The organism is Luteibacter sp. 329MFSha (genome assembly GCF_900111665.1).
Lineage (GTDB): Bacteria > Pseudomonadota > Gammaproteobacteria > Xanthomonadales > Rhodanobacteraceae > Luteibacter.
The window spans coordinates 1036491-1059699 of the sequence record NZ_FOJE01000001.1 but is presented as its reverse complement, the minus strand read 5'-3'; the positions used below and the strand labels follow the sequence as shown (position 1 = coordinate 1059699).

Here is a 23209-nt window from a genome sequence, read left to right as displayed (position 1 = left end):
ATCAGCCTCACGACCCACCGCCGCCATGATCCGGACCCTGCTCATCGCTTCCCTCGTGCTGGCTTTCGGCGCGTCGAACCTCAGCGCCCAGAACGCACCCGCGCCCGCCGTCCGCGGCGCCCTACCCGTCGAGGGCCGTCTTCCGTCGCTCGATGGCGCCACGGCGTGGATCGGCAGCGCCGCGCTGACACCGGCCTCGCTCCGCGGCAAGGTCGTGCTGGTCGATTTCTGGACGTATTCCTGCATCAACTCGCTGCGCCAGGTGCCGTTCCTCCGCGCGTGGGCGAAGCATTACGGCGAGCACGGCCTCGTCGTCCTCGGCCTGCATTCACCGGAGTTCGCGTTCGAGAGGAACATCGACAACGTGCGCCAGGCGGTCAGGGACATCGCGCCAGGCTATGCGGTCGCGGTCGACAGCGACCATCGCGTATGGAGCGCCTTCGACAACGAGTACTGGCCGGCGCTCTACGTCGTCGACGCCGAGGGACGCATCCGCCACCACGTGTTCGGCGAGGGCGAGTACGCACAGACCGAGGCGATCATCCGCCAGCTGCTGGCGGAGGCCGGACAGACCGGCCTTCCTCCGCCACTGACGAGCGTACCCACGGCGGGCGTGGAGGTTCAGGCCGACTGGCAGGATCTGCGGACGCCGGAAACGTACGTCGGGTACGCGCGCGCGGAGCGTTTCGAATCCACGGAGGACGTCGCGCGCGACCGCCGCCGCGCCTATGCGGCGCCCGGAAAGCTCGACGACGATCACTGGGCGTTCGCGGGCGACTGGACCGTCGGCAAGGAATCGGCGCGTGCGGAGGCGGCGTCCTCGCGCATCGTCTTCGCCTTCCACGCGCGCGACGTCCACCTCGTGATGGGGCCCTCGACGCCTGGAACGCCGGTGCGCTTCCGCGTCCTCATCGACGGCAAGCCACCGGGCGCCAACCACGGCGTCGATGTCGACGCCGACGGCCGGGGCACCGTCACGACGCCGCGCATGTACCAGCTGGTACGCCAGCAGGGCGAGATCGGCGACCGCATCGTCGAGATCGTCTTCGACGGCCCGGGCGTGCAGGCCTACGCCTTCACGTTCGGCTAGGCGCGGGCCGCCTGGCGTAGCGGTATGTCGCGAAGGCCCCACGCGATCGCGAAGCCGATCGCCATGACGACGGCGGCGACGTGATAGACCGTGTGCAGGGACGCGCCGAACGCATGCAGGTAGCGTTCGTGTACCGCGGCCGGCATGGCGCGCACGGCTTCGGGCGAAAAGGCGCGCGGCGAGGTCGCGCCATCGCGGAAAAGATCCTGCATGCGCGACCGCAAGCCGTTGGTGAAGATCGCACCGAAGGCGGAGACGCCGATGGAACCGCCGATCGAGCGGAACAGCGTCACGCCCGAGGTGGCGACGCCCATGTGCCGCGCTTCGACGCTGTTCTGCGTGGCAAGGATCAGCACCTGCAGCACCATGCCGAGACCGAGCCCCAGAAAACCCGCATACAGGTAGATCAACGCGATCGGATCCCCGTCGCCGACGGTCCCCAGCAGGAGCAGCGCCGCCGTGGCGATGGCGCAGCCGGCGATCGGGAACACGCGATAGCGGCCGATGCGGCTGATCAGGCGCCCCGAGACGATGGAGCTGGTCAGCACGCCACCCATCAGCGGCAGCAGCTGCAGGCCGGCACCCGTGGGCGAGACGCCCTTGACCACCTGCAGGTACAACGGCAGGAACGTCGTGGCGCCGAACAGCGCGGCACCGACGAAGAGGCCGACCAGACAGCTGAGAAGGAACGTGCGGTGACGGAAGAGATGCAACGGGATGATCGGTTCCGCCGCCACGCTTTCCTCGTAGACGAATCCCACCATGCCGATGAGCGCGACGGCGAGATAGCACCAGAGCTCGGCCGAATCCCATGGCAGCGTCGAGCCGCCCTCCGTGGTGAACAGGATCAGGCAGCTCAGCGCGAGCGTGAGCCAGCCCGCGCCCCAGTAGTCGATGGTGTGTTTCACATGGCGGGCGTGCGGATGGAACACCGCGGCGATGACCGCGATGCACAACGCGCCGAGCGGCAGGTTCACGTAGAAGATCCAGCGCCACGAGAGGTGGTCGACCATGAAGCCGCCCAGCAGCGGACCGATCACGGTCGCCAGCCCGTACACGCCGCCGAAAAGGCCCTGGTATTTTCCGCGCTCCGCCGGCGGGATGACGTCGCCGACCGCCGCCATGGTGATGACGAGCAGGCCCCCGCCGCCGAGACCCTGCAGGGCGCGCGTAACGATCAGCTGCGTCATGTCCTGCGCGAGTCCGCACAACACGGATCCGGCGAGGAAGATGACGATGGCGACCTGCAGCACGATCTTGCGACCGAACAGGTCGCCGAACTTGCCATACAGCGGCACGACCACGGTGGAGCTGAGCAGGTAGGACGTGACCACCCACGAGAGGCGGTCGAAGCCGCCGAGGTCGCCCACGATCGTCGGCAGCGCCGTCGAGACGATCGTCTGGTCGAGGGCCGCCAGAAGCATCACCATCATCAGCGCGGTGAACAGCAGCCGCAGCGACGGTGGCTGCGGCCGCTCGTCGGGCGTCGCGGTGTCGACACGGGGCCGCGGGGCGGCGGGTTTGCGCGCGAGATCGGTGGTCACGCCTACGGGCCTGTAATTAATTAATGGCTGAGTTAATATATGGGCCGTTGGCTTCGGCGTCAATCGCCGCACAATGCCGCCGCCGACCGCGTTGACCGAAGGAACCCCGCATGACGACGACCAGAGCCCGACGAGGACGCCCCCCGGGCCGCCCGCCCAGCCAGCCCGATGGGCCGGATCAGCGCGAACGCCTGATCGGCATCGCGCTGGAACTCTATGCGCGCAACGGCTACGCGGAGACCACCCTCGCCGCGATCGCCCGCGCGGCCGGCATGACACCCGCGGCGGTGCACTATTACTTCCGGACCCGGGAGCAGCTTTTCGCCACGATCGTCGACGAGCGCATCGCGCCCATGCGCGCGCGGGTCGACGCGATCTTCTCGGAGCATGCCGACGACCCGGTCGCGGCCTTCACGCGACTGGCCGAACGGTTCGTGCAGGTCGCGGTCGAGGAGCCCTGGATGGGCCCCGTGCTCATCAGCGAACTGCTCCGGGAGGACGACCTCTTCAAGCAGCACCTGCGCGCGCGTACCGATCCACAGCGCCTGTCCGCCCTGCTGTCGGCCATCCGGCGCTGGCAGGACGAAAGCCGGATCAATCCGGACCTCGATCCCGCCCTGCTGATGACCACGATCTCCGCCCTCACGTTCCTGCCGATGGCCGGCCTGCGCAAATGGGCCGACGATCCACTGCGCAGGCATATCGACGCGCAGGCCATCGCGCGGCACGCGGTGGCGTTGCTGGAGCACGGCCTGGCGCCGCCCGCCCCGCGTGTGCCCGTGGCGGCGTCGAAGGCTTAGAATGCCTGTTTTGCCGGAGCGTCCGCCTTGGCCTTCCCGTATTCCCTCGTCATCTTCGATCTCGACGGCACGCTCGTCGACAGCGTCAGGGACATCGCCGAATCGGTGAACCGCACCCTTCGCGACTGGAAACTGCCGACCTACGACGACACGCAGATCGAGCAATGGATCGGCGAAGGCTCGCGCAAGCTCATCACCTATGCGTTTCGCCACGCCGGCAGCGACGTGGACATCGACGCGGTGATGCCGGGCTTCCTCGTGCACTACGGCGAGACGGCGCTCGACGCCGTGGCGTACGACGGCGTGGTCGACACGCTCGCGACGCTGCACGCGCAAGGCGTGAAGCTCGCGGTCTGCACGAACAAGAACGAGGAATTCGTCCGGCCGTTGCTCGAAGCGCGCGGCATGCTGCCGTACATCGACGGCATCGTGGGCGGCAACACGTTGCCCGAACGGAAGCCCAGCGGCGTGCCGCTGCGTCATCTCGCCGATGAGGCGGGCGTGGCGATTGCCGATACCCTGATGGTCGGCGACTCGGAAAGCGACATGCTTGCCGCGCGCGATGCCGGCATCGACCTCGTGTTCGTGAGCTACGGCTATCACAAGGGTCTCGACATCCATCGCGCCGGCGCGGTCGCGGTGATCGATCGGTTCGCCGACCTGACCGGCGTCACGCGAAAAGGTTGAGGCTCGCCGTTCGCGCGCGAGCGCGCTCCCACCCGACGGCAGGCGGGCTCGGGGCGCGGATGCCTTCTTCATTCCGCGATGGCCGCGGCGATCAGGGCGATGTCGTCGCGGATGCCGTACTCGGGCGGCGCGGAGTAGCCGAAGCGCACGATCACCAGCCGTTGCGAGGGCACGATGTAGATCCGTTGGCCCATCGTGCCGCTGGCGAAGAAGCCGTCCTTCGGAAATCCCGCCGACACGCGCAGGGCCGCCAGTTCGCTCGGTCCGTCGTTCGTCCAGAAGCCGGCGCCGTAGGGCGCGCCGAGCGTCGAGGTACGCGACCACGCGACCCAGCCTTCCGGCAGGATCCGCCCGCCGTCCGGCGCGACGCCGTCGTCGAGGTAGAGCATGCCGAACCGCGCGTAGTCGCGCGCGCTGGCGTACACATATGTCGAGCCCACGAACGTGCCCTGCCCGTCGAACTCCATGGTCACGTCGCCCATGCCGAGCCGGTCGAACAGTTCTCGTCGCGCGAAGGCCCGCATCCCCGCGGCGCCTCCGCCGACCTTCCCGCCGATCATTCGGTCGAGCAGCAGGGTATCCGCCGAGGTGTATTCGAAGGTCCTCCCCGGCGGTTCCTTCGACGGCATGCGGGCCGCGAATCCCGCCATGTCGGCGTTGAGGAATTCCATCCGGGCGACGGGGCTGAACGCGGATTCCGCCTCTGCGGCCGCCAGCCCGCTGCGCATGCGCAACAGATCCTCGGCCGTGATCGTCGCTCGCGGGTCGCCGGGACCGCGCCACTCGGGCGCGTCGAGCGGACGTGTCATGTCGACCGCCCCGTCGCGCGCGAGGATGCCGAGGAACGCGTTGGTGAATGACTTCGCGACGGAGAAGCTCAGTAGCGGCGTGTGTTCGTCGACGCCTTGCGCGTAGCGTTCCGCGACGATACGCCCGTCCTTCACGATCACGACGGCCTTGACGCGTTTCACCGGTTTGTCCGGATGCTCGTCGAACACGGCGTCCAGCGCGGCGGCCAGCGCCGGCCGCGACGCGGGGACGATGCCAGCCTGGGACAGGGCGTCGTTCGCCGCGCGGTGGGTCGTCGGATCGGCGGTCAGCGGCGTGTTCCCCGGTAGATCGAGCCGGCACCCGAAACCCGGCGTGAAGCTCGCGCGGGCGAGGACGGTCAACGGACCGGAGACCTCGACGGCACGCGTCGCGCGCGACACGTGCGGTGTCAGCAGCGCGGCGGCCACCGGGCCGATCATGGGCACGACCAGTTCGTCGACCGTCCGCCGCGGCTCCTGCCCGGCGACGAAGGTCATCGAGCAGACGTGGTGCGCGGCGACGCCGGCGGCGACCCGCAGGGCGTCATGCGCGGGAGGGATGGCGACGCCGATGGCGAGGGCGAGCGCTCCGGCGACACAGGTAACGATGAGGGTGCGTTTGCGAGGCATGGGCCAACTCCGCCGTGGGTAGGGACGGAGCATGCGGCGCCTGCCGGGCGTTCCGATGTGCGGCTGGGACGAAGGCCGCAACGGCCGGGACGAACGACACACCTGAGCTCAGCTGTGGGAAGTCTAGACGCCCAGACCTTCCGGCACGTTCGCCAGGTACCGCTTCGTCCAGGTCACCCGGGCACCATCGACCAGGAGGAGCCTGCGCTCCCCGTCGGGCCAGGGCTGGATCTGTCGGATGGCGTCCAGGCGCACGATCGTCGAGCGGTTCACGCGGACGAACTGCGCGGGATGCAGGCGTCCGAGCATCGCGTCGAGCGTGCCGCGCAGGCGATAGGTCTGGCCGTCCACATGCACGTCGAGGTAGTTGCGGTCCGCCTCGATGCGATCGATCCGCTCGACGCGCACCAGCTCCGCGCCCTCGCCGGCGGGCAGCAGCACGCGTTCGAGGTAATGGGCGGGCGGCGGCGCGCCGTCGATCAGCCCATCGACCCGCCCGGCGATGCCCAGCGCTGGCGACACCGTCGCGCGCAGCCGTTGCACGGCCCGCGCGAACCGTTCCGGTCCGACAGGTTTGAGCAGGTAGTCGAAAGCGTGCACTTCGAACGCGCGTACCGCCTGGTCGTCCTGCGCCGTAACGAACACGATCTCGGCGGGCAGCGGATCGCCCAGGGCCTGCAGGAGTCCGAAGCCGTCCATGCCCGGCATGCTGATGTCGAGGAACACGACATCGGGGCGTTCCTTGTGGATCAGCGCGACGGCCGACGGGCCATCGACCGCCTCGCCCACCCAGCGCACGCCGTCGCATTCGGCGAGGTAGCGACGCAGCTTCGCCCGCGCGGGCGCCTCGTCGTCGACGACCACCGCGCGCAGCGTCATGCCGCCTCCCAACGACGCGCGGGCAGCCAGACCGTGACCACGCTCCCGCCCTCGGCGACGGGCTCCAGTTGCACGCCGGCGTCGTCGCCGTAGAGATGACGCAGCCGCGCTCCGACGTTGCCGAGACCGATGCCGTGACCGCCGCGCCGGTTCGTGTCGCCGCCGGAATCGCGCACACGCACGGTGAGCCGTCCCGACTGGCGCGACGCGTCGATCCGCACGCGTCGTTCGTCGCCGCTGCCGCCGTGCTCGATGGCGTTTTCCACCAGAGGCTGCAGCAGGAGGAAAGGAATACGGAGTTCGTCGAGCGACGGATCGTTGTCGAGCGACACGTCGAGGCCTTCGCCGAAGCGCACGCGCTGTATGTCCGTGTACAGCGACACCAGCCGCCACTCGTCGGAAAGACTGTGCTCCTGCCCGCTTGCGGACAGCGTGGCGCGGAGCAGCGCGCCGATCCGCGAGAGCATTTCGTCGGCGACGCGGGGGCGCTCGTACATCAGCTCGGAAACGGCGTTGAGCGTGTTGAAGAGGAAGTGCGGGTTCAGCTGGAGCCGCAGCGCCTCGAGGCGCGCCTCCGACAATGCCGACTCCAGCTGCGCGGCGCGAAGCTCGCGCGCCCTGCCCTCGCGGTAGCGCTCGAAGAGCCAGAAGCCGGTGACGATGACGACGTAGAAGAACAGCTGCGTCGGCACTTCCATCAGGTAGCGCCAGACACCGAAGCCGTACGCGTATTCCGGGAGCCGCGCAGCAGCGAACACCAGCTGCCGCAGGAGGATCATCGCGCTCGTCTGCAGGATCGACAGACCGGCGAAGATCGCCAGGTGCGTGAGCCACGTCCAGCGCACCCGGCGCAGGATCAGGAAAAGGACGGGGAGGAAGGCGCCGAAGCTGAGCGAGCCCGTGAGCTCCTCGAGCAACTTCGGCAGGTATGGCGATACGTGGTGGTTGGCCACGTCCACGAGGTAACGGTTGGTCGCGCGGAGCACGGCGATGGCGACCAGCAACGCCAGCCAGAGCATGAGCCCCCGGCGATGCCAGAAAGACCCACGCGCGTCCGCAGCATTCGCGCTATCCATGTCGATTCGAACCCCCGACTGCCATGGCGGGCTCGGGCGCCCGCCTCATCCGTGCGTCGATGGCCCGACCGGCCGGAACGCACGTCCCCTGCCGGCCCTTATACCAGAGCCGGCAGGGGAAGCGATCAGGCGGCCCGCTTCGGCAGGACCCAGTCCGGGCGGATGAAGTGGCAGGTGTAACCGTTCGGGTACTTCTCCAGGTAATCCTGGTGCTCCGGCTCGGCTTCCCAGAACGGTCCCACCGGCTCGACCTCGGTCACGACCTTGCCCGGCCAGAGGCCCGAGGCGTTGACGTCCGCGATCGTGTCCTCGGCCGTGGCCTTCTGGGCCTCGTCCGTGTAGTAGATCGCCGAGCGGTAGCTGAGGCCCAGATCGTTGCCCTGCCGGTTCAGCGTGGTCGGATCATGGATCTGGAAGAAGAACTCCAGCACCTTGCGATAGCTGAGCTTCGCCGGGTCGAAGGTGATCTCGATCGCCTCGGCGTGCGTGCCGTGGTTGCGGTACGTCGCGTTGGGCACGTCGCCGCCCGTGTAACCCACGCGGGTGGTGATCACGCCGGGCTGCCTGCGGATCAGGTCCTGCATGCCCCAGAAACAACCGCCGGCGAGGACGGCGCGTTCGGTCTTGCCATTCATGCGGCACCTCCCTTGTTGGCGAACAGGCTGGCGTACTGGCCATAGCCTTCTTTTTCGAGGTCGGCGACGGGGACGAAGCGCAGCGACGCCGAATTGATGCAGTAGCGCAGACCGCCGCGATCGCGCGGTCCGTCCGGGAACACGTGGCCCAGATGGCTGTCGGCGTGCGTCGAGCGCACCTCGGTGCGGATCATGCCGTGCGTGGTGTCGCGGTGCTCGACCACGTGCGAGTCTTCCAGCGGCGTGGTGAAGCTCGGCCAGCCGCAACCGCTGTCGAACTTGTCGAGCGACGAGAACAACGGCTCGCCCGACACGACGTCCACGTAGATGCCCTCGGCATGGCTGTCGTGGAATTCGTTGTGGAACGGGCGCTCGGTGCCACTCTGCTGCGTGACGCGGAACTGCTCCGGGGTCAGCCGCGCGAGTGCTTCAGGCGTCTTGCGATACTCGGTCATGGAGGCCTCCAGGGGGAAAGGAGAGAAGCCGGCAGGGGGTGCGACACCCCTCATGCCGGCACTCTCCACATAATGTGGCCTGCCGTCTTGTATGCAATGGGAGGCCTCAGGCCGCGATGTCTTCCACCCAGCTGTGACCGGCCTGGCGGAGCAGTTCGCGCGCCGACTCGGGGCCCCAGGTGCCCGCCTCGTACGTATCCGGGCCCGCCGCGTCCTCGCGCCACCCTTCCAGGATCGGCGTGACCCATTCCCAGGCGGCCTCGGTCTCGTCCTTGCGGACGAACAGCGCCGGGCTGCCCTTCACCGCGTCGAGCATCAGGCCCTCGTACGAATCGCGGAAGACGACGCGCCGCGGCTCGCCGAGACGCGAGAGCGCATCCACTTCCTCGAGGCCGAAGCTGTTGCCCGGATGCTTGACGAAGAGCGGGAGGGTCACGCTTTCGTTCGGCTGCACGCGGATCACCAGACGGCTGCCCGGACGCGCTTCGCCGAAGAGACCGGGCTCGCCGGCACGGAACTGGATCACCACTTCCGTCAGCTTCTCGGGCATGCGCTTGCCCGAGCGCAGGTAGAACGGCACACCCTGCCAGCGCGGGGTGTCGATTTCCGCCTTCAGCGCCACGAAGGTCTCGGTGTTGCTCGGCGTCTCGCCGGGCAGTTCCTCACGATACGCGGGCACCGGCTTGCCGCCGGTGGTGCCCTGCACGTACTGGCCACGCGAGACGTTGGCGCGCAGGTTCGCACGGTCGAGCGGCTTGAGCGATTTCAGCACGCGCACCTTTTCGTCGCGCAGCGCATCGGCGTCGAGAGAAGCCGGGCGCTCCATGGCGACCACGGTCAGCACCTGCAGCAGATGGTTCTGGATCATGTCGCGCAGCGCGCCGGACCCGTCGTAGTAACCGCCGCGACCTTCCAGCCCGACCGTCTCCGCCGCGGTGATCTGCACGTACTCGATGGACTCGCGGTCCCACATGCGTTCCAGCATCGGGTTGGCGAAGCGCAGCGCGATGATGTTCTGCACCGCTTCCTTGCCGAGGTAGTGATCGATGCGGAAGATGCTGTTTTCCGGGAAATGGCGACCGACGCCTTCGTTGACCTTGCGGGCCGTGTCGAGATCGGTGCCGATCGGCTTCTCGAGCACGATGCGCGAGATATCGGTGCGCAGGCCTTTCTCGTCGACGTTACGCGCGATGTCGCCGTACAGATCCGGCGCCGTGGCGAGGTAGAAGACGCGAACCCGGTCCGCGGCCGGCGTGCCCGCGGCGAGCAGGGATTTCAGCGCGTCCCAGTTGCCCGTCGATTCGGCGCCGTTGAGGCTCACGTAGTGGACGAGGCCGAGAAAACGGTCGACCGTCGCGTCGTCGAGCTCGTCGGCGCGCACGTGTTCGCCGAGCGCCTTGCGCGCGCGTTCGCGATAGCTGGCGTCGTCGAGCGGCGAACGGGCGGTGCCCACGATCCGCGAGTCGTCCGGCACCTGCCCCTCCGCGAAACGGCGGTACAGCGCCGGAAGGAGCTTGCGCATGGTCAGGTCGCCCGTGGCGCCGAAGATCACGTAATCGAAGGAGTCGACCGGTTCGAGGGAATGGGAGATGGCGTTCATGGAGGAGTCCGGCAGGGATGGAAGGACGGCGCGCCGTCGTACCCGATCCTCAATGGAGCGCCCCCTCCCCGATTCAAGTGTTGCAGTGCGGAAAAAACGTTAACCGGCACGCACAACTGTTATGCGGCAGGCGCATCGTTTCCGCTCGCGGCGCATCAGGTCGCCGAGGGATCCACCCCGTACAGCTCCGGATGGAGGAACGGCGCCATCGCCAGCACCATCGCCTGCGTGTAGGCGCTCTCGCGGGTGGCATGGCCGTTGGTGACCAGGCCGATCGCGCCGCCCTGCTGCTTGATGTTGACCGTACCGAATAGGCGGTCCATCACGTCACCCAGTTCCTCGCCCTCGAGCAGCGCCTCGTACACCGCCGGGGGCAACGGCAGCCATGCGCTGCAACCGACCGAGACATCGCTGCCGTGGGCGATCGCGACGTATCCGAACGTGCCCGGGCCATCCTGCGTCACGTCGACTCCGCCTTCGAGCGCGACGTGGAAATCCGCCTCGGCGTGCTGCCGGCAGAAGTTCATGCGGTTGAGCGCGCCTTCGCGCGTCTCGGCGGCGGTCATCGGCTGGTCGGGCACGCCCGACGGCGCATGCATGCCCTCGCATTGCACCAGGCGGCCGGGAAACAGCGGCGCCAGTGCGTTGTGCACGGCACCGATCTTGACGGGATTGCGCGAGCCGACGATGACGCGGATCGGCGAGGTGTCGTGCGACATCGGCGGAGAACCTGGCGGCGATCGCGGGATGGTACCAGCCCGCGATCGCCGAGCGCGCGCGATCAGTCCGCGAGGGCGCGGTCGACCATGGCCTGGGCTTCGGCGAGCACGTCGCGCAGGTGCGCTTCACCCCGGAAGCTTTCGCCGTAGACCTTGTAGATGTCCTCGGTGCCCGACGGGCGCGCGGCGAACCAGCCCTGCTCCGAGATCACCTTGATGCCGCCGATGCCCTGGCCGCCCGCCTGATTGGTCACCTCGACGATCGGATCGCCGGCCAGCGTCTTCGACGTGACCTGAGACGGCTGCAGTTTCGACAGCTTTGCCTTCTGGGCGTGATTGGCCGGCGCGTCGATGCGAGCGTTCGCGGGCTCGCCCAGCTTCGCGGTGATGGCCGCATAGAGCTTGCCCGGATCGGAGCCGGTACGCGCGGTCATCTCGCCGGCGAGCAACGCGGCGACGATGCCATCCTTGTCGGTCGACCATGGCGAGGCGTCCTTCGCGAGGAACGATGCGCCGGCGCTCTCCTCGCAGCCGAAACCGAGGCTGCCGTCGAACAGGCCCGAGACGAAATACTTGAACCCGACCGGCACTTCGCGGAGCGGACGGCCAAGGTCCTTCGCGACGCGGTCGAGCAGCGCGGTGCTGACGGCCGTCTTGCCCACGGCCGCGTCGGCCCGCCAGCCGGGACGGTTCTGGAACAGGTACCACGCCGCGGTCGCGAGGTAATGGTTCGCGGGCATCAGGCCCGCGCCCGGCGCCACCACACCGTGGCGGTCGTGGTCGGTATCGCACGCGAACGCCACGTCGTAATCGTCCTTGAGGCCGATGAGACGACGCATCGCGTACGACGAGGACGGATCCATCCGCACCTTGCCATCCCAGTCGAGCGACATGAACGAGAACGTCGGGTCGACGACTTCGCTCACCACGGTGAGGTTCAGGCCGTAGAGCTCGCCGATCGCCGCCCAGTAATGCACACCGGCACCACCCAGCGGATCGACGCCCATGCGGACGCCACTGGCACGGATGACCTCCAGATCCAGCACGTTGCCCAGATCGCCGACGTAGCGCTGCAGGAAATCGTAGTCGCGGGTCGTCGACGCCTTGCGCGCCTGCGCGTACGGCAGCCGCTTCACCTCACGCAGACCGCCTTCGATGAGGGCGTTCGCGCGCTTCGCGATCCAGCCCGTGGCGTCGGTGTCGGCCGGCCCGCCATTGGGCGGGTTGTACTTGATGCCGCCGCTGTCGGGCGGATTGTGCGAAGGCGTGATGACGATGCCATCGGCGAGGCCGCGCTCGCGACCGCGGTTATGGACGAGGATCGCATGGGATAGCGCGGGCGTCGGAGTGGATTCGCCGCCCGTCGAGACCAGGGTCTGCACACCGTTGCCGGCGAGCACTTCCAGCGTGCTCTCGAACGCCGGACCCGACAGGGCATGCGTGTCGATGCCGACGAAGACCGGACCGTCGATGCCCTGCTCCGCGCGGTACTCGCAGATGGCCTGGACCACGGCGAGCACGTGCCATTCGTTGAACGAGCGGTCGAAGGAGGAACCGCGATGGCCCGAGGTACCGAAGGCCACCCGCTGTTCCGGCACCGACGGATCGGGTTTCAGGTCCGCATACGCCGCGACGAGGGCGGCGACGTCGACCAGCTTGCCTTCCGTCGCCGGCTTGCCCGCGAGCGGGCTGATGTTGGCACTCACCGATGGTTACTCCTCGTGCTCTTGTTCGGGCTTCGCGCCGGGCGCGGCATTGTAGGCCGGGCGACCGGCCACGGTTGTCAAGCGCGCGTGCACGGCGCGCCCGGCCCCCAAGCATACGACGCGTTTTCCGATTTCTTCCATGTCCGCGGGCGCCCGGCATGGTTATCGTGACCCAGGTCGAGGAAACGGACTACAGACGCAGGCGATCGATGTACTCGAAGATCTCGGCCTCGGTTTCCAGCCCCAGCTTGCGCATGGCGTTCTTCTTCTGCTGACTGACGGTGGACAGACCGCGGCCCGTCGCCCGGGCGATGTCCGTCACACTGTTCCCGGCGGCGAACAGCCGCAGGATCTTGAGCTCGCGCGGCGACAGGTCCGCCAGCGTGCCCGACTTTCCGATCGGTTCGCGCTGCGGCGCGCCGATCACTTCGCGTACGGAGGCACCCAGGTACACATGGTTCGCAACGATCTGCACCAGCGCTTCGGGGATTTCCCGCGCGTCGCCCGATTTTCCGATCAGCCCGAGCACGCCCGTGCCCATGATCTCCCGGTACAGCGCCGGGTTGGCGAGCGTCGTGATGACCATGACGGGGAGGTCCGGGTAGAGGCGGCGCAACTCGCGCAAGAGCGCCAGTCCGTCGTGCCCGAGCCCCGGCATGCTGAAATCCGTGATGACGGCGTCGCACGGCGTGCATTCGAGCATCGCCAGCAGTTCCTCGGGCGACTGCGCCTCGCCGACCACCGTCGCCAGCGCGTTCCTCGCGAGTGCCAGGCCGAGTCCCTTCAATACCACCGGGTGATCGTCCGCCAGCATGACGCGGTAGACCATGCGATTCATCCTTATCTTGCCTGTCCAGTCCGCGGCGGGCGGGTCTGGGGCACCGTCGACGGGGGCCTGAGTTGAGCACATCGCGACTTCCGATGCCACTACGCCGGCGCATCGTCCGCATACGCTCCGCCGTGCGTGCGATCGGCTTTCGCACGCGCTTAGGCGCGAGTGCCAGCCTGCCCGAACTCCTCGCACGGCTCGGGCGGCATTACGCGGCGGAAGCGCGTGCCCGCGACATGCGGCTGGAGCTCGAGGTCGACCCTGCGCTGGCTCCCGATCTCGAAGGCGATTTCGGCCCGCTCGGCAACGCCCTGCGCCTGCTGCTCGATCGTGCGCTGGAGCGGCGAACGTGGCGCGTCGCGCTGCATGTCGACGTGGTCGGAGACGGCAGCGGATCGCAGATCCTGCACTTCACCGTGGCGGACGAGCAGACCTCGCCGGTGCCGGACGACCGTCGCCTGCGCGAGGCGTCGGCGCAGGTCGCGGCGCTCGGCGGCATCGTGCACACGGAGACCGGCGACGACATCGGCCACCGTGCGATCGTCGAGCTCGGGTTCGACCTGCCCCGCGCGTCCCCGCATATCGACGTGGAGGCCCTGCGCACGACCCTTGGCGGCGACGCCGCGCTGCGCGAGGTGATCGTCGCGCTCGACCATGCGCTCACGCGAGATCTCGCCGACCTCGACGCCCTGCTTTCCCGCCCCGGCGCGGACGAACTCCAGGCCTGGCTGCACCGGGTCTCCGGGGCGCTGGGCATGGCGGAAGCCAGCGATCTCGCGCGCACCGGGTTGACCCTGGAACGCGACCTCGAACGCGGACGCCAGCCGAACCTGGACCGCGCGATCCGCCGCTTCGCCGGCGACGCGGCCGAGGTGCTCTCGATGCTCCGCGAACACGCCGGACCGATCGGCTATAGTCCCGGACCGTGACCACGCTCTCCGCCACTCCCGACACCGTCGACACCGCCCTGCGCGATTTCGTCGACGCCCATCCGCGGCTTTTCGTGCTGACGGGCGCCGGCATCAGCACCGATTCCGGCATCCCCGACTACCGCGACGACCAGGGCGCATGGAAACGCAGCCCGCCCATGACCCTGCAGATGTTCATGAGCGGCCCGCCGGCACGCGCGCGTTACTGGGCGCGCGGCATGATCGGATGGCGCCATTTCGCCGCCGTGCAGCCGAACGTCGCGCACCGCGCGCTCGCCGCGATGGAGCGCGCGGGACGGATCGAACTCCTGCTGACGCAGAACGTCGACGGACTGCACGAGCGCGCGGGGAGCATCAACGTGGTGGACCTGCACGGCCGCCTCGACCGCGTCCGCTGCATGCAGTGCGGCGACATCACGACGCGCGAAACCATGCAGCACCGGCTCGGCGAGGCGAACCCGGACTGGCTGGCGATGCAGGCGACCATCGCGCCCGACGGCGACGCCGATCTCGACGGCGTCGACTTCTCCGGCTTCCACATTCCGCCCTGCACCGTCTGCGGCGGCATCCTGAAGCCCGACGTCGTCTTCTTCGGCGAGAACGTGCCGCGCGCACGGGTCGATACCGCGTGGGCGCACCTTGCCCGCGCGAGCGCCATGCTGGTCGTCGGGTCGTCGCTGATGGTGTATTCGGGCTACCGCTTCGTGCTCGAAGCATCGCGCCGTGGCCTGCCCATCGCCTCCGTCAATCTCGGGGTCACCCGGGCCGATGCGCTGATCACGCTCAAGGTCGAGCGTTCCTGCGCCGACGCGCTCGCGCCCTGGGCCTAGCGCCGCGCGCGGAAGAACGCGCGCAGCATGTCGCCGGCCGCCTCGGCCTGGAGGCCGCCCGCCACCGCCACGCGATGGTTGTGGCGCGGGGACACGAGCGTGTCGAACACGCTGCCGGCAGCGCCCGTCTTGGGATCGGTGGCACCGAAGACCACCCGCGCGACGCGCGCGTGCACCATCGCCATCGCGCACATCGCACAGGGCTCGAGGGTCACGTAAAGCGTCGCGCCGGGGAAACGGTAGTTGGACAGCGCCTGCCCCGCGGCGCGCAGGGCCTGGATCTCCGCATGCGCCGTGGGATCGTTCAGCGTGATGTTGCGGTTCCAGCCCTCGCCCACCATCGCGCCATCGAGCACCAGCACCGCGCCCACCGGCACCTCGCCCTCCGCATCGCGCGCATGGGCCGCGAGTTCGAGCGCGCGCGCCATCCACGCGCGGTCGGCGTCGTCGAACACGGGGGCGGCAGAGAGGAGCGGGCTGTCGGGCGGGAGCAAGGCGGCGTTCCGGGAAGGCAAGCGCGGATTCTACGGCACTGCGGCACCGTCGATGGGCGCGCTAGCGCCGGAAGCACCCGAGGGCGTGGTCGTCGACGATCCCTACCGCCTGCATCCAGGCGTACGTGATCGTGGGACCCACGAACTTGAAGCCGCGCTTCTTGAGGTCTTTCGAAATCGTCACCGATAACGGCGTCTGTGCCGGAACGCTGCGCCCGTCGCCGCGGATGACCTTGCCGTCCGTGAACGACCAGCAATACGCGTCGAAGTCTTCGCCGCGCTCTCGCATGGCTTCGTAGATGCGAGCCCCGTTGATGGTGGCCTCGATCTTCGCGCGCGAGCGGATGATGCCGGCGTCGTCGAGCAGCCGGGCGATGTCCCTCTCGCCGAAACGCGCGACCCGGGCGGGATCGAACCCCTTGAACGCCTGCCGGAAATTCTCGCGCTTGCGCAGGATGGTGATCCACGAAAGCCCGGCCTGGAAGCCTTCGAGCATCAGCTGTTCCCAGAGCATGCGCGAATCGTGCAGCGGCACGCCCCACTCGGCGTCGTGGTACGCCGTGTACAGCGGGTCGCTACCGGCCCAGGCGCAGCGCTTCGGTTCCTTGCTCATGATCGTCGTGTCCAACCGTCGGTCGGGCATGATCACGCGTGATCGACCGCCGCGCCATCCCTTTCTTGCGAAGGGACGTCAGAGGCCGAGATCGGAAAGACCCGGATGATCGTCGGGACGACGACCCTGCGGCCAGTGGAACTTGCGCTCGCTTTCCTTGATGGGAAGATCGTTGATGCACGCATAGCGGTGGTGCATCTCGCCCTTCTCGTCGAATTCCCAGTTCTCGTTGCCGTACGACCGGAACCAGTTGCCGCTGTCGTCGTGCCATTCATAGGCGAAACGGACGGCGATGCGATCGCCGGTAAACGCCCAGAGCTCCTTGATCAGGCGGTATTCGTGCTCCTTCTGCCACTTGCGGGTCAGGAAGGCGACGATCTCCTCGCGCCCGGTCGCGAACTCGGCGCGATTGCGCCACTGGCTGTCCGGGCTGTACGCCAGCGACACCTTCTCCGGATTCCGGCTGTTCCAGCCGTCCTCGGCGAGGCGAACCTTCTGCACGGCGGTTTCGTGGGTGAACGGCGGAAACGGTGCGGCCATGGCCGGAACTCCAGTGACGGGAGTCCGATGGTAGCGACACGGCCACGGGGAGGCTTGCACAATTCCGTAATGCGGCGACGCATCGGCGCGAGGTCATGGTGTAGGAGCGCGCCCTGCGCGCGACAGCTCTTCGCCTCCACCTTTGGCGCTGGCGCGCCAGCTCCAGAGGTGGAGGCCTCGAACGATGTCACGCAAGGCACGCTCCTGCCTACATCGTCGACAGCTCAGCGATACGCGCCGTCGTCATCGCGCACCCAGGTCGGCGTCGGGCCGACCGGACCGTCCACGCCGAACAGGTGACGGTGCTTCGACGGCTGCGAGCGCAGGTACTGTTTCGGTGCGCGCAGGGTGGCGCCCAGCTCGGCCGCGGCATGCCACGGCCAGCGCGGGTCGTAGAGCACGGTGCGGGCAAGGGCGATCAGATCCGCGTCGCCGGTCGCGACGATCGCTTCGGCCTGCTCGGGACTCGTGATGAGGCCGACCGCCACCACCGGCACGGACACCGCCTGCTTCACCGCGCGCGCGAACGGCACCTGGTAGCTCGGGCCCACGGGAATCTTCTGCGCCGGATGGAGGCCGCCGGTCGACACGTGGATGGCGTCGACGCCGCGCGCCTCGAGCGCTTTGGAGAACGCGAGGGTCTGCTCGAGATCCCAGCCGCCCTCGACCCAGTCGGTCGCCGAGACGCGGACCGTCACCGCCCGATCGGCCGGGAACGCCGCGCGCACGGCATCGAACACTTCGAGCGGGAAGCGCATGCGGTTCTCGAGCGAGCCGCCGTATTCGTCCGTGCGCTGGTTCGACAGCGGCGAGAGGAACTGGTGCAGCAGGTAACCGTGCGCGGCGTGGATCTGCACGAAATCGAGGCCAATGCGCGCGGCGCGCTTCGCGGCGGCTGCGAAGGCGTCACGAATGCGCACCATGCCGTCGCGATCGAGCGCGACCGGAGCGTGCGTGCCCGGCTCGAACGGAATCGCGGACGGCGCGACGGTCTGCCAGCCATGCGCGTCGTCCGGCGCGATCTGATGACCCCCGGCCCACGGCACTTCGGTCGAGGCCTTGCGACCGGCGTGACCGAGCTGGATGCCGACGATGGCGTCCGACCAGCGGCGCACGCTTTCCAGCGTGACACGCATCGCCTCTTCGGTGGCGTCGTCGTAGAGGCCGACGTCGCCCCACGTGATGCGGCCTTCCGGCAGCACGGCGCTGGCTTCGATGGTCAGCAACGCGGCGCCGGACATGGCGAGCTGGCCGAGGTGGATATGGTGCCAGTCGGTCATGCGGCCGTCCTCGGCCGAGTACTGGCACATGGGCGCGATCACGATGCGGTTGGCGAGTTCGAGATTGCGGACGCGAAGCGGTTTGAACAGCGCGGGATGCGCCATGGGAGACTCCTGGAGGATGAGTGCGAGGGAGCTGGGGACGCCGTCACAGATTCACCCATGACGGCATCCCGGCGCTTGGCGATACTTAGCGGTCGATCGGCAGCGGCGCGTCCGGGGCGACGAGACCCTGCGCGCGGAGTTCGCGCCAGAAGTCGGCCGGGATGGTCGCGGCGAGCGCGGCGTGATCCTCGCGGATGCGCTCCGGCTTGCTCGCGCCCGGAATCACCGCGGCCACCGCCGGGTTGGCCAGCGAGAACTGCAGCGCGGCCGCCTTGATCGGCACGCCGAAGCGTTCGGCGGCCGCCTTGATTTTCTCGACCTTCGCGATGATCTCGGGCGAGGCTTCGGCGTATTCGAAGTGCTTGCCGCCGGCGAGGATGCCGGAGCTGTACGGGCCCCCGACGACGATGTCCACGCCCTGCGCCGCCGCGGCAGGCATCAGGCGCTGCAGCGCGTGCGCATGGTCCAGCAACGTGTAACGGCCCGCGAGCAGGGTGGCGTCGGGGCGCGGCACGTCGAGGCCGAGCAGTATCTCGACCGGCTCGGTCTTGTTCACGCCGAGGCCCCAGCCCTTGATCACGCCTTCGTCGCGCAGGCGATCGAGCGCGCGGAACGCGCCGGTGCGGGCCGACTCGAACATGGCCAGCCATTCGTCCTTGTAGAAATCCTGCGCCACGTCGTGCACCCAGACGAAATCGATGTGGTCGACGCCAAGGCGCTTGAGGCTGCCCTCGATGGAGAGCATGGTGCCCTTCTCGGAGTAATCGTTCACCACCTTGTTCGGCAGACCGGCGGCGAACAGCTGGCCGGACTGGCCCAGCTTCTGGTTCGGGTCGACCTCGTCGAGGATCACGCGGCCGACCTTGGTGGCCAGCACGTAGTCGTCGCGCTTGTGCTTCGCCAGCGCCTTGCCGAGACGGATCTCCGCCAGGCCGGCGCCGTAGAAGGGCGCGGTATCGAAAAAGCGGGTGCCCGCGTCCCAGGCGGCGTCGACGGTCGCCAGCGCCTCGTCTTCGGGGATGTCGCGGAACATGTTGCCGAGCGGCGCCGTGCCGAAGCCGAGGGGGCCGTGGGGAAGGAACTGACGAATGCTCATGGGTGCTCCGATGATGACGTTAGGTATGACGGTGGGCGCTCGGTGCGGCCATTCGATACTGGCGATCGCGAATGCCTGCGAGGCGAACGTGCCCCGGCGACCCGATGCGGACTAATATGAAACGCGGACGACCGAGCGACAAGCTCGCCGCCCGTATAGACACTCTTTCCTTTTTTTCATGAGTGAGGCACGCCATGGACAACCGGGCCGGGGAAATGGAAGCCTTCATGCGCGTGGTGCAGACCGGCAGTTTCGCCGCGGCGGCGCGAAGCTTTGGTCTATCGCCATCCGCCATCAGCAAGATCGTCGGGAGGCTGGAGGCGCGTCTCGGCACGCGCCTCATCGTGCGCACGACGCGGACGCTGCAGCTGACGCCGGAAGGCGACACGTATTACGAGCGCGCGTTGCGCGTCCTGGCCGATATCGACGAAGCGGAACGGCTCGTCGCCCATGGTGGCGCCGCGACGCCTTCGGGCAAGCTTCGCGTCAACGCGTCCGTTTCGTTCGGCGTCCGGCGGATCGTGCCGCTGGTGCCCGCCTTCCTCGCCGCGTACCCGCGTGTCGAGCTCGACCTCTCGCTCAACGACAACATGGTGGACCTGGTCGAGCACCGCGCGGACGTCGCGATACGCGTGGGCGCGCTACCCGACTCCGGCCTCAAGGCGCGGCGCATCGGCGAAGCGCGCTTCATCGCGTTCGCGTCGCCTTCGTATCTCGAACGTCATGGCGTGCCGGAGGTCCCGGCGGACCTGGCCCGGCACAATTGCCTCACCTTCAACCTGGGCAGGACGTTCCACGAATGGCCGTTCCTCGATCCGGACACCGGCCAGCAGAAGCCGATCCCCGTGCGCGGCAACTTCCAGGTGAACAACGGCGAGACGATGCGCCGCATGGCGCTCGAGGGCCTCGGGATCGCACGCCTGTCGACGTACCACGTGGAGCGCGACATCGAGGCCGGACACCTCGTGCCGGTGCTGGAGCGCTACAACCCGGGCGACCTGCAGGTCGTGCACGCCGTCTTCGTCGGCCACGAGCACCTCGCGACGCGCGTTCGCGCCTTCGTCGACTTCATCGCCGAACGCATTCCGTCGAAGGAAGCCTGGCGGCCCTGACGGCGTGACTCAGGACGGCGCGTGTTCGCGAACGAAGGCCACGAAGGCCTTCAAAGGCCCCGGCACCAGCCGCCGCCCCGGGTAGTAGAGGTACGGCCCCGGAAAGGCCGGCCACCAGTCCTCGAGCACCGGAACCAGCGCGCCGCTGCGCAGGTGTGGCGCGAGCCAGTCCTCGAACAGATACACGATGCCGGTGCCCGCGATGGCCGCGTCCACCGCCAGATCGGCCGCACCACCGAGACCGACCACCAACGGGCCGCCGGGATCCACGACCACGGTCTTTCCGTCGCGTTCGAACTCCCACGGCGGCTTGTTGCCGCTCGGGAACCGGCCGCGAAGGCACGCGTGCCCGATCAGGTCGCGCGGGTGCGCCGGTTGCCCATGCGCGGCGAGGTAAGCCGGCGACGCGGCAGCCGCCATGCGTTGGACCCGCGGCCCGATCGGTACGGCGATCATGTCCTGTTCGAGCCGCTCGTCGTAGCGAATGCCGGCATCCGCCCCCGCGGCGAGGACGTCGACGAAGCTCTCGTCCACGGTGACGTCCAGGCGCACGTCCGGATACGCGGCGAGGAACGGCGACACGATCGCCGGCAGGACGAGCCGGGCGGCGCTGAGCGGCACGTTGAGCTTCAGGGTTCCGGCCGGGCGCTCGCGGTAGCGGTTCACGGCGTCCACGGCGGATTTCACCTCGCCAAGGGCCGGTGCAAGCCGGTCGAGCAGTCCCTGACCCGCTTCGGTCAGCGCGACGCTCCGCGTCGTCCGGTGCATCAGGCGCACGCCCATCTGGGCCTCGACGCGTCGCACGGCCTCGCTCAGCGCCGACGCGCTGCCACCGCTCAACCGGGCGCCTTCGCGAAATCCGCCTGCCCGGGCCACCACGACGAACGCGTTCAGGTCATTCAGATCGAGTTTCATTGTCCGCCATTCCGCACAACGTGTGCGGATCGTACCGGGTTATCGAACGCCACGGGTGAGCCTATCGTTCTCCCACCCCAACGAGAGATGCCATCATGACCACCGCATCGCAGACCACCTATCGGCTCGGCGACCGCACCGTGAACCGTCTCGGCTACGGCGCCATGCAGCTCGCCGGCCCCGGCGTGTTCGGTCCGCCGAAGGATCGCGCCGCCGCCGTCGCCGTTCTGCGCGCCGCGGTCGAGGCCGGCGTGAACCACATCGATACCAGCGACTTCTATGGCCCGCACGTCACCAACCAGATCATTCGCGAAGCCCTGTCGCCCTACCCCGACGACCTGACCCTGTGCACGAAGATCGGCGCGCGCCGCGACGACAAGGGCGCCTGGCTCCCGGCGTATTCTCCCGACGAGCTCCGCTCGGCCGTCCACGACAACCTACGCAACCTCGGACTGGACGTGCTGCCCGTGGTGAACCTGCGCATCATGTTCGACGTGCACGGCCCGGCCGAGGGCTCGATCAGGCAACAGCTCGAAGTCCTCGCCGAACTCCGGCAGCAGGGCCTGGTACGCCACATCGGGCTGAGCAACGTGACGCCCGCGCAGGTGGCGGAAGGCCGCGACATCTGCGAGATCGTCTGCGTGCAGAACCAGTACAACCTGGCGCACCGCGGCGACGACGATCTCATCGACGCGCTGGCGAAGGACGGCATCGCCTACGTGCCATTCTTTCCTCTGGGCGGCTTCAGCCCGCTGCAGTCGGATGCCCTCTCGGACGTGGCGCGCCGGCTCGACGCCAGCCCCTTGCAGGTCGCCCTCGCGTGGCTCCTGCAGCGCTCGCCGAACATCCTGCTGATCCCGGGCACGTCGTCGGTGGCGCACCTCGACGACAACCTCCGGGCCGGGGAGCTCGCGCTACCGGCCGACGCGGTGGCGACGCTCGACGGCATCGCTCAGCGCGCCTGACGCTTTTCGTCGATCAACGTGCGGATGCGCGCGGCGTCGCCTGGCGACGCCGCGTTGTACACCACCATGCTCAGGTCCGGCCGACCGTCCACCGCGAACGACGAGTATTCCAGTGCGATGTCGCCGAGCGCGCCGTGACGCAGCACCTTCGTGCCTTCACCCTGCGCGCGCACGTCGTGATCCCGCCACATCGACGCGAACTCGGGGCTGAGCCGGCACATCTCGTCCACGAAGCCCTGCATCTCACGGCCCGCACCGACCCGGGCGGCATCCGCCCGGAACGAGGCGACGACGAAGCGCGCCACGCTTTCCCATTCCGGCTGCCGCGCGCGGACGTCCGGACGGCCGAACATCAGCCGCAGAACGTTGCGTTCCTTCGGCGCGAGCGTCGCGTAGTCGGTCAGCACCGCGGCGGCTGCGCGGTTCCAGGCGACGACGTCCCAGGTGGCCGTGCGGACGATGGCGGGACTCAGCTCGAGTGCGTCGAGCACGCGCTGGAGGCGCGGCGACACGCCGTCGATCGCCCGATAGCGCACGTCCGGCGCGCGCCCCAGTCCGATCAGGAACAGATGCTCCCGTTCGACGTCCGTGAGCATCAGCGCACGCGCGATGCGGTCGAGCACGTCGGCGGAGGGCGCCCCGCCACGGCCCTGCTCGAGCCATGTGTACCAGGTCGCGCTGACGTTCGCGCGCTGCGCGACCTCCTCGCGGCGCAGACCCGGCGTGCGCCGCCGCGTCAGTGAAAAACCGAAGGCGGCGGGATCCAGCTTCGTGCGGCGGTCGCGCAGATACGCGCCGAGGCTGTTGTCCGCGAAGGCGGCCGACTCGCTCATCCTGTTAGTCCTCTTACCCGTATAACGTCACTACTTCA

At 68.6% G+C, this 23209-nt stretch carries 23 protein-coding genes and 1 pseudogene; 7 read left to right on the top strand and 17 right to left on the bottom strand.

What is annotated here, in order from left to right:
- Positions 1–25: 25 nt before the first annotated feature.
- Positions 26–1090 carry a redoxin domain-containing protein gene (locus tag BMW54_RS04735; RefSeq protein WP_090053383.1) on the top strand — a complete coding sequence of 355 codons (1065 nt, stop codon included), beginning with the start codon at positions 26–28 and terminating at the stop codon, positions 1088–1090.
- On the opposite strand, the gene BMW54_RS04730 is transcribed toward BMW54_RS04735, so the two are convergent.
- Positions 1087–2634, bottom strand: coding sequence for an MDR family MFS transporter (locus BMW54_RS04730; RefSeq protein WP_217642604.1), 1548 nt, complete (start codon positions 2632–2634; stop codon positions 1087–1089). The genes BMW54_RS04735 and BMW54_RS04730 overlap by 4 nt on opposite strands.
- A gap of 110 nt (positions 2635–2744) precedes the next feature.
- Between BMW54_RS04730 and BMW54_RS04725 the strand changes: the two genes are divergently transcribed.
- Positions 2745–3434: a TetR/AcrR family transcriptional regulator gene (locus tag BMW54_RS04725; protein ID WP_090053381.1), complete on the top strand. Its 690-nt coding sequence runs from the start codon at positions 2745–2747 to the stop codon at positions 3432–3434.
- A 27-nt stretch (positions 3435–3461) separates the two neighbouring features.
- The gene (locus tag BMW54_RS04720) at positions 3462–4121 is read left to right on the top strand and encodes an HAD-IA family hydrolase (protein WP_090053379.1); all 660 of its coding nucleotides are present in this window, start codon (positions 3462–3464) and stop codon (positions 4119–4121) included.
- Positions 4122–4189: 68 nt separating this feature from the next.
- Here the strand turns inward: BMW54_RS04720 and BMW54_RS04715 are convergent, their stop codons facing one another.
- From BMW54_RS04715 to BMW54_RS04675, 9 genes are all read right to left on the bottom strand, one after another.
- On the bottom strand, positions 4190–5560 hold the full coding sequence (locus BMW54_RS04715) for a serine hydrolase domain-containing protein (RefSeq protein WP_175472764.1): 1371 nt from the start codon (positions 5558–5560) through the stop codon (positions 4190–4192).
- A gap of 123 nt (positions 5561–5683) precedes the next feature.
- Positions 5684–6439 (bottom strand): LytR/AlgR family response regulator transcription factor, encoded by a 756-nt coding sequence (locus tag BMW54_RS04710; RefSeq protein ID WP_090053375.1) that lies wholly within the window; start codon positions 6437–6439, stop codon positions 5684–5686.
- Positions 6436–7458 (bottom strand): sensor histidine kinase, encoded by a 1023-nt coding sequence (locus BMW54_RS04705; protein WP_175472763.1) that lies wholly within the window; start codon positions 7456–7458, stop codon positions 6436–6438. The genes BMW54_RS04710 and BMW54_RS04705 overlap by 4 nt, the downstream gene beginning before the upstream one ends.
- 182 nt (positions 7459–7640) lie before the next feature.
- A complete protein-coding gene (msrA, locus tag BMW54_RS04700) occupies positions 7641–8150 on the bottom strand; it encodes a peptide-methionine (S)-S-oxide reductase MsrA (RefSeq protein WP_090053371.1) in 510 nt (169 codons plus the stop codon).
- Positions 8147–8605 carry a peptide-methionine (R)-S-oxide reductase MsrB gene (msrB, locus tag BMW54_RS04695; RefSeq protein WP_090053369.1) on the bottom strand — a complete coding sequence of 153 codons (459 nt, stop codon included), beginning with the start codon at positions 8603–8605 and terminating at the stop codon, positions 8147–8149. The genes msrA and msrB overlap by 4 nt, the downstream gene beginning before the upstream one ends.
- Before the next feature lie 106 nt (positions 8606–8711).
- Entirely contained in the window at positions 8712–10205 is a 1494-nt protein-coding gene (gene zwf / locus BMW54_RS04690; protein ID WP_090053367.1) for a glucose-6-phosphate dehydrogenase, read from the bottom strand.
- A 155-nt stretch (positions 10206–10360) separates the two neighbouring features.
- Positions 10361–10924, bottom strand: a complete 564-nt coding sequence (yjjX, locus tag BMW54_RS04685) for an inosine/xanthosine triphosphatase (RefSeq protein WP_090053365.1) — start codon at positions 10922–10924, stop codon at positions 10361–10363.
- A 62-nt stretch (positions 10925–10986) separates the two neighbouring features.
- Positions 10987–12630, bottom strand: a complete 1644-nt coding sequence (pgm, locus tag BMW54_RS04680; protein ID WP_090053364.1) for a phosphoglucomutase (alpha-D-glucose-1,6-bisphosphate-dependent) — start codon at positions 12628–12630, stop codon at positions 10987–10989.
- Positions 12631–12820: 190 nt separating this feature from the next.
- Positions 12821–13459 carry a response regulator gene (locus BMW54_RS04675; RefSeq protein ID WP_175472762.1) on the bottom strand — a complete coding sequence of 213 codons (639 nt, stop codon included), beginning with the start codon at positions 13457–13459 and terminating at the stop codon, positions 12821–12823.
- 92 nt (positions 13460–13551) lie between these two features.
- On the opposite strand from BMW54_RS04675, the gene BMW54_RS04670 reads away from it, so the two are divergent.
- A complete protein-coding gene (locus tag BMW54_RS04670) occupies positions 13552–14388 on the top strand; it encodes a hypothetical protein (RefSeq protein ID WP_090053360.1) in 837 nt (278 codons plus the stop codon).
- A complete protein-coding gene (locus BMW54_RS04665) occupies positions 14385–15218 on the top strand; it encodes an NAD-dependent protein deacetylase (protein WP_090053358.1) in 834 nt (277 codons plus the stop codon). Before BMW54_RS04670 ends, BMW54_RS04665 begins: the two co-directional genes overlap by 4 nt.
- Here BMW54_RS04665 and tadA read toward each other — a convergent pair.
- The 5 genes and pseudogenes from tadA to BMW54_RS04640 all read right to left on the bottom strand — a co-directional run bounded on the left by tadA (position 15215) and on the right by BMW54_RS04640 (position 19346).
- Positions 15215–15646 (bottom strand): tRNA adenosine(34) deaminase TadA, encoded by a 432-nt coding sequence (gene tadA / locus BMW54_RS04660; protein WP_090055695.1) that lies wholly within the window; start codon positions 15644–15646, stop codon positions 15215–15217. The two genes, BMW54_RS04665 and tadA, sit on opposite strands and share 4 nt — an antisense overlap.
- A 127-nt stretch (positions 15647–15773) precedes the next feature.
- Complete coding sequence (locus BMW54_RS04655; protein ID WP_090055692.1) at positions 15774–16325, bottom strand: DNA-3-methyladenine glycosylase I; 552 nt, start codon at positions 16323–16325, stop codon at positions 15774–15776.
- Between the two features lie 78 nt (positions 16326–16403).
- A complete protein-coding gene (locus BMW54_RS04650; RefSeq protein ID WP_090053356.1) occupies positions 16404–16865 on the bottom strand; it encodes a nuclear transport factor 2 family protein in 462 nt (153 codons plus the stop codon).
- Positions 16866–17176: 311 nt separating this feature from the next.
- Positions 17177–18250, bottom strand: a pseudogene (locus BMW54_RS04645) (NADH:flavin oxidoreductase/NADH oxidase); the annotation flags it as partial.
- 85 nt (positions 18251–18335) lie between these two features.
- Positions 18336–19346 carry an aldo/keto reductase gene (locus BMW54_RS04640; RefSeq protein WP_090053353.1) on the bottom strand — a complete coding sequence of 337 codons (1011 nt, stop codon included), beginning with the start codon at positions 19344–19346 and terminating at the stop codon, positions 18336–18338.
- Positions 19347–19540: 194 nt separating this feature from the next.
- Between BMW54_RS04640 and BMW54_RS04635 the strand changes: the two genes are divergently transcribed.
- Complete coding sequence (locus BMW54_RS04635) at positions 19541–20458, top strand: LysR family transcriptional regulator (protein ID WP_090053351.1); 918 nt, start codon at positions 19541–19543, stop codon at positions 20456–20458.
- 9 nt (positions 20459–20467) lie between these two features.
- Here the strand turns inward: BMW54_RS04635 and BMW54_RS04630 are convergent, their stop codons facing one another.
- Positions 20468–21352: a LysR substrate-binding domain-containing protein gene (locus BMW54_RS04630; protein ID WP_217642643.1), complete on the bottom strand. Its 885-nt coding sequence runs from the start codon at positions 21350–21352 to the stop codon at positions 20468–20470.
- A 116-nt stretch (positions 21353–21468) separates the two neighbouring features.
- On the opposite strand from BMW54_RS04630, the gene BMW54_RS04625 reads away from it, so the two are divergent.
- On the top strand, positions 21469–22338 hold the full coding sequence (locus tag BMW54_RS04625) for an aldo/keto reductase family oxidoreductase (RefSeq protein ID WP_090053347.1): 870 nt from the start codon (positions 21469–21471) through the stop codon (positions 22336–22338).
- Here the strand turns inward: BMW54_RS04625 and BMW54_RS04620 are convergent.
- Entirely contained in the window at positions 22326–23171 is an 846-nt protein-coding gene (locus BMW54_RS04620; RefSeq protein ID WP_090053346.1) for a helix-turn-helix transcriptional regulator, read from the bottom strand. The two genes, BMW54_RS04625 and BMW54_RS04620, sit on opposite strands and share 13 nt — an antisense overlap.
- Positions 23172–23209: the final 38 nt, after the last annotated feature.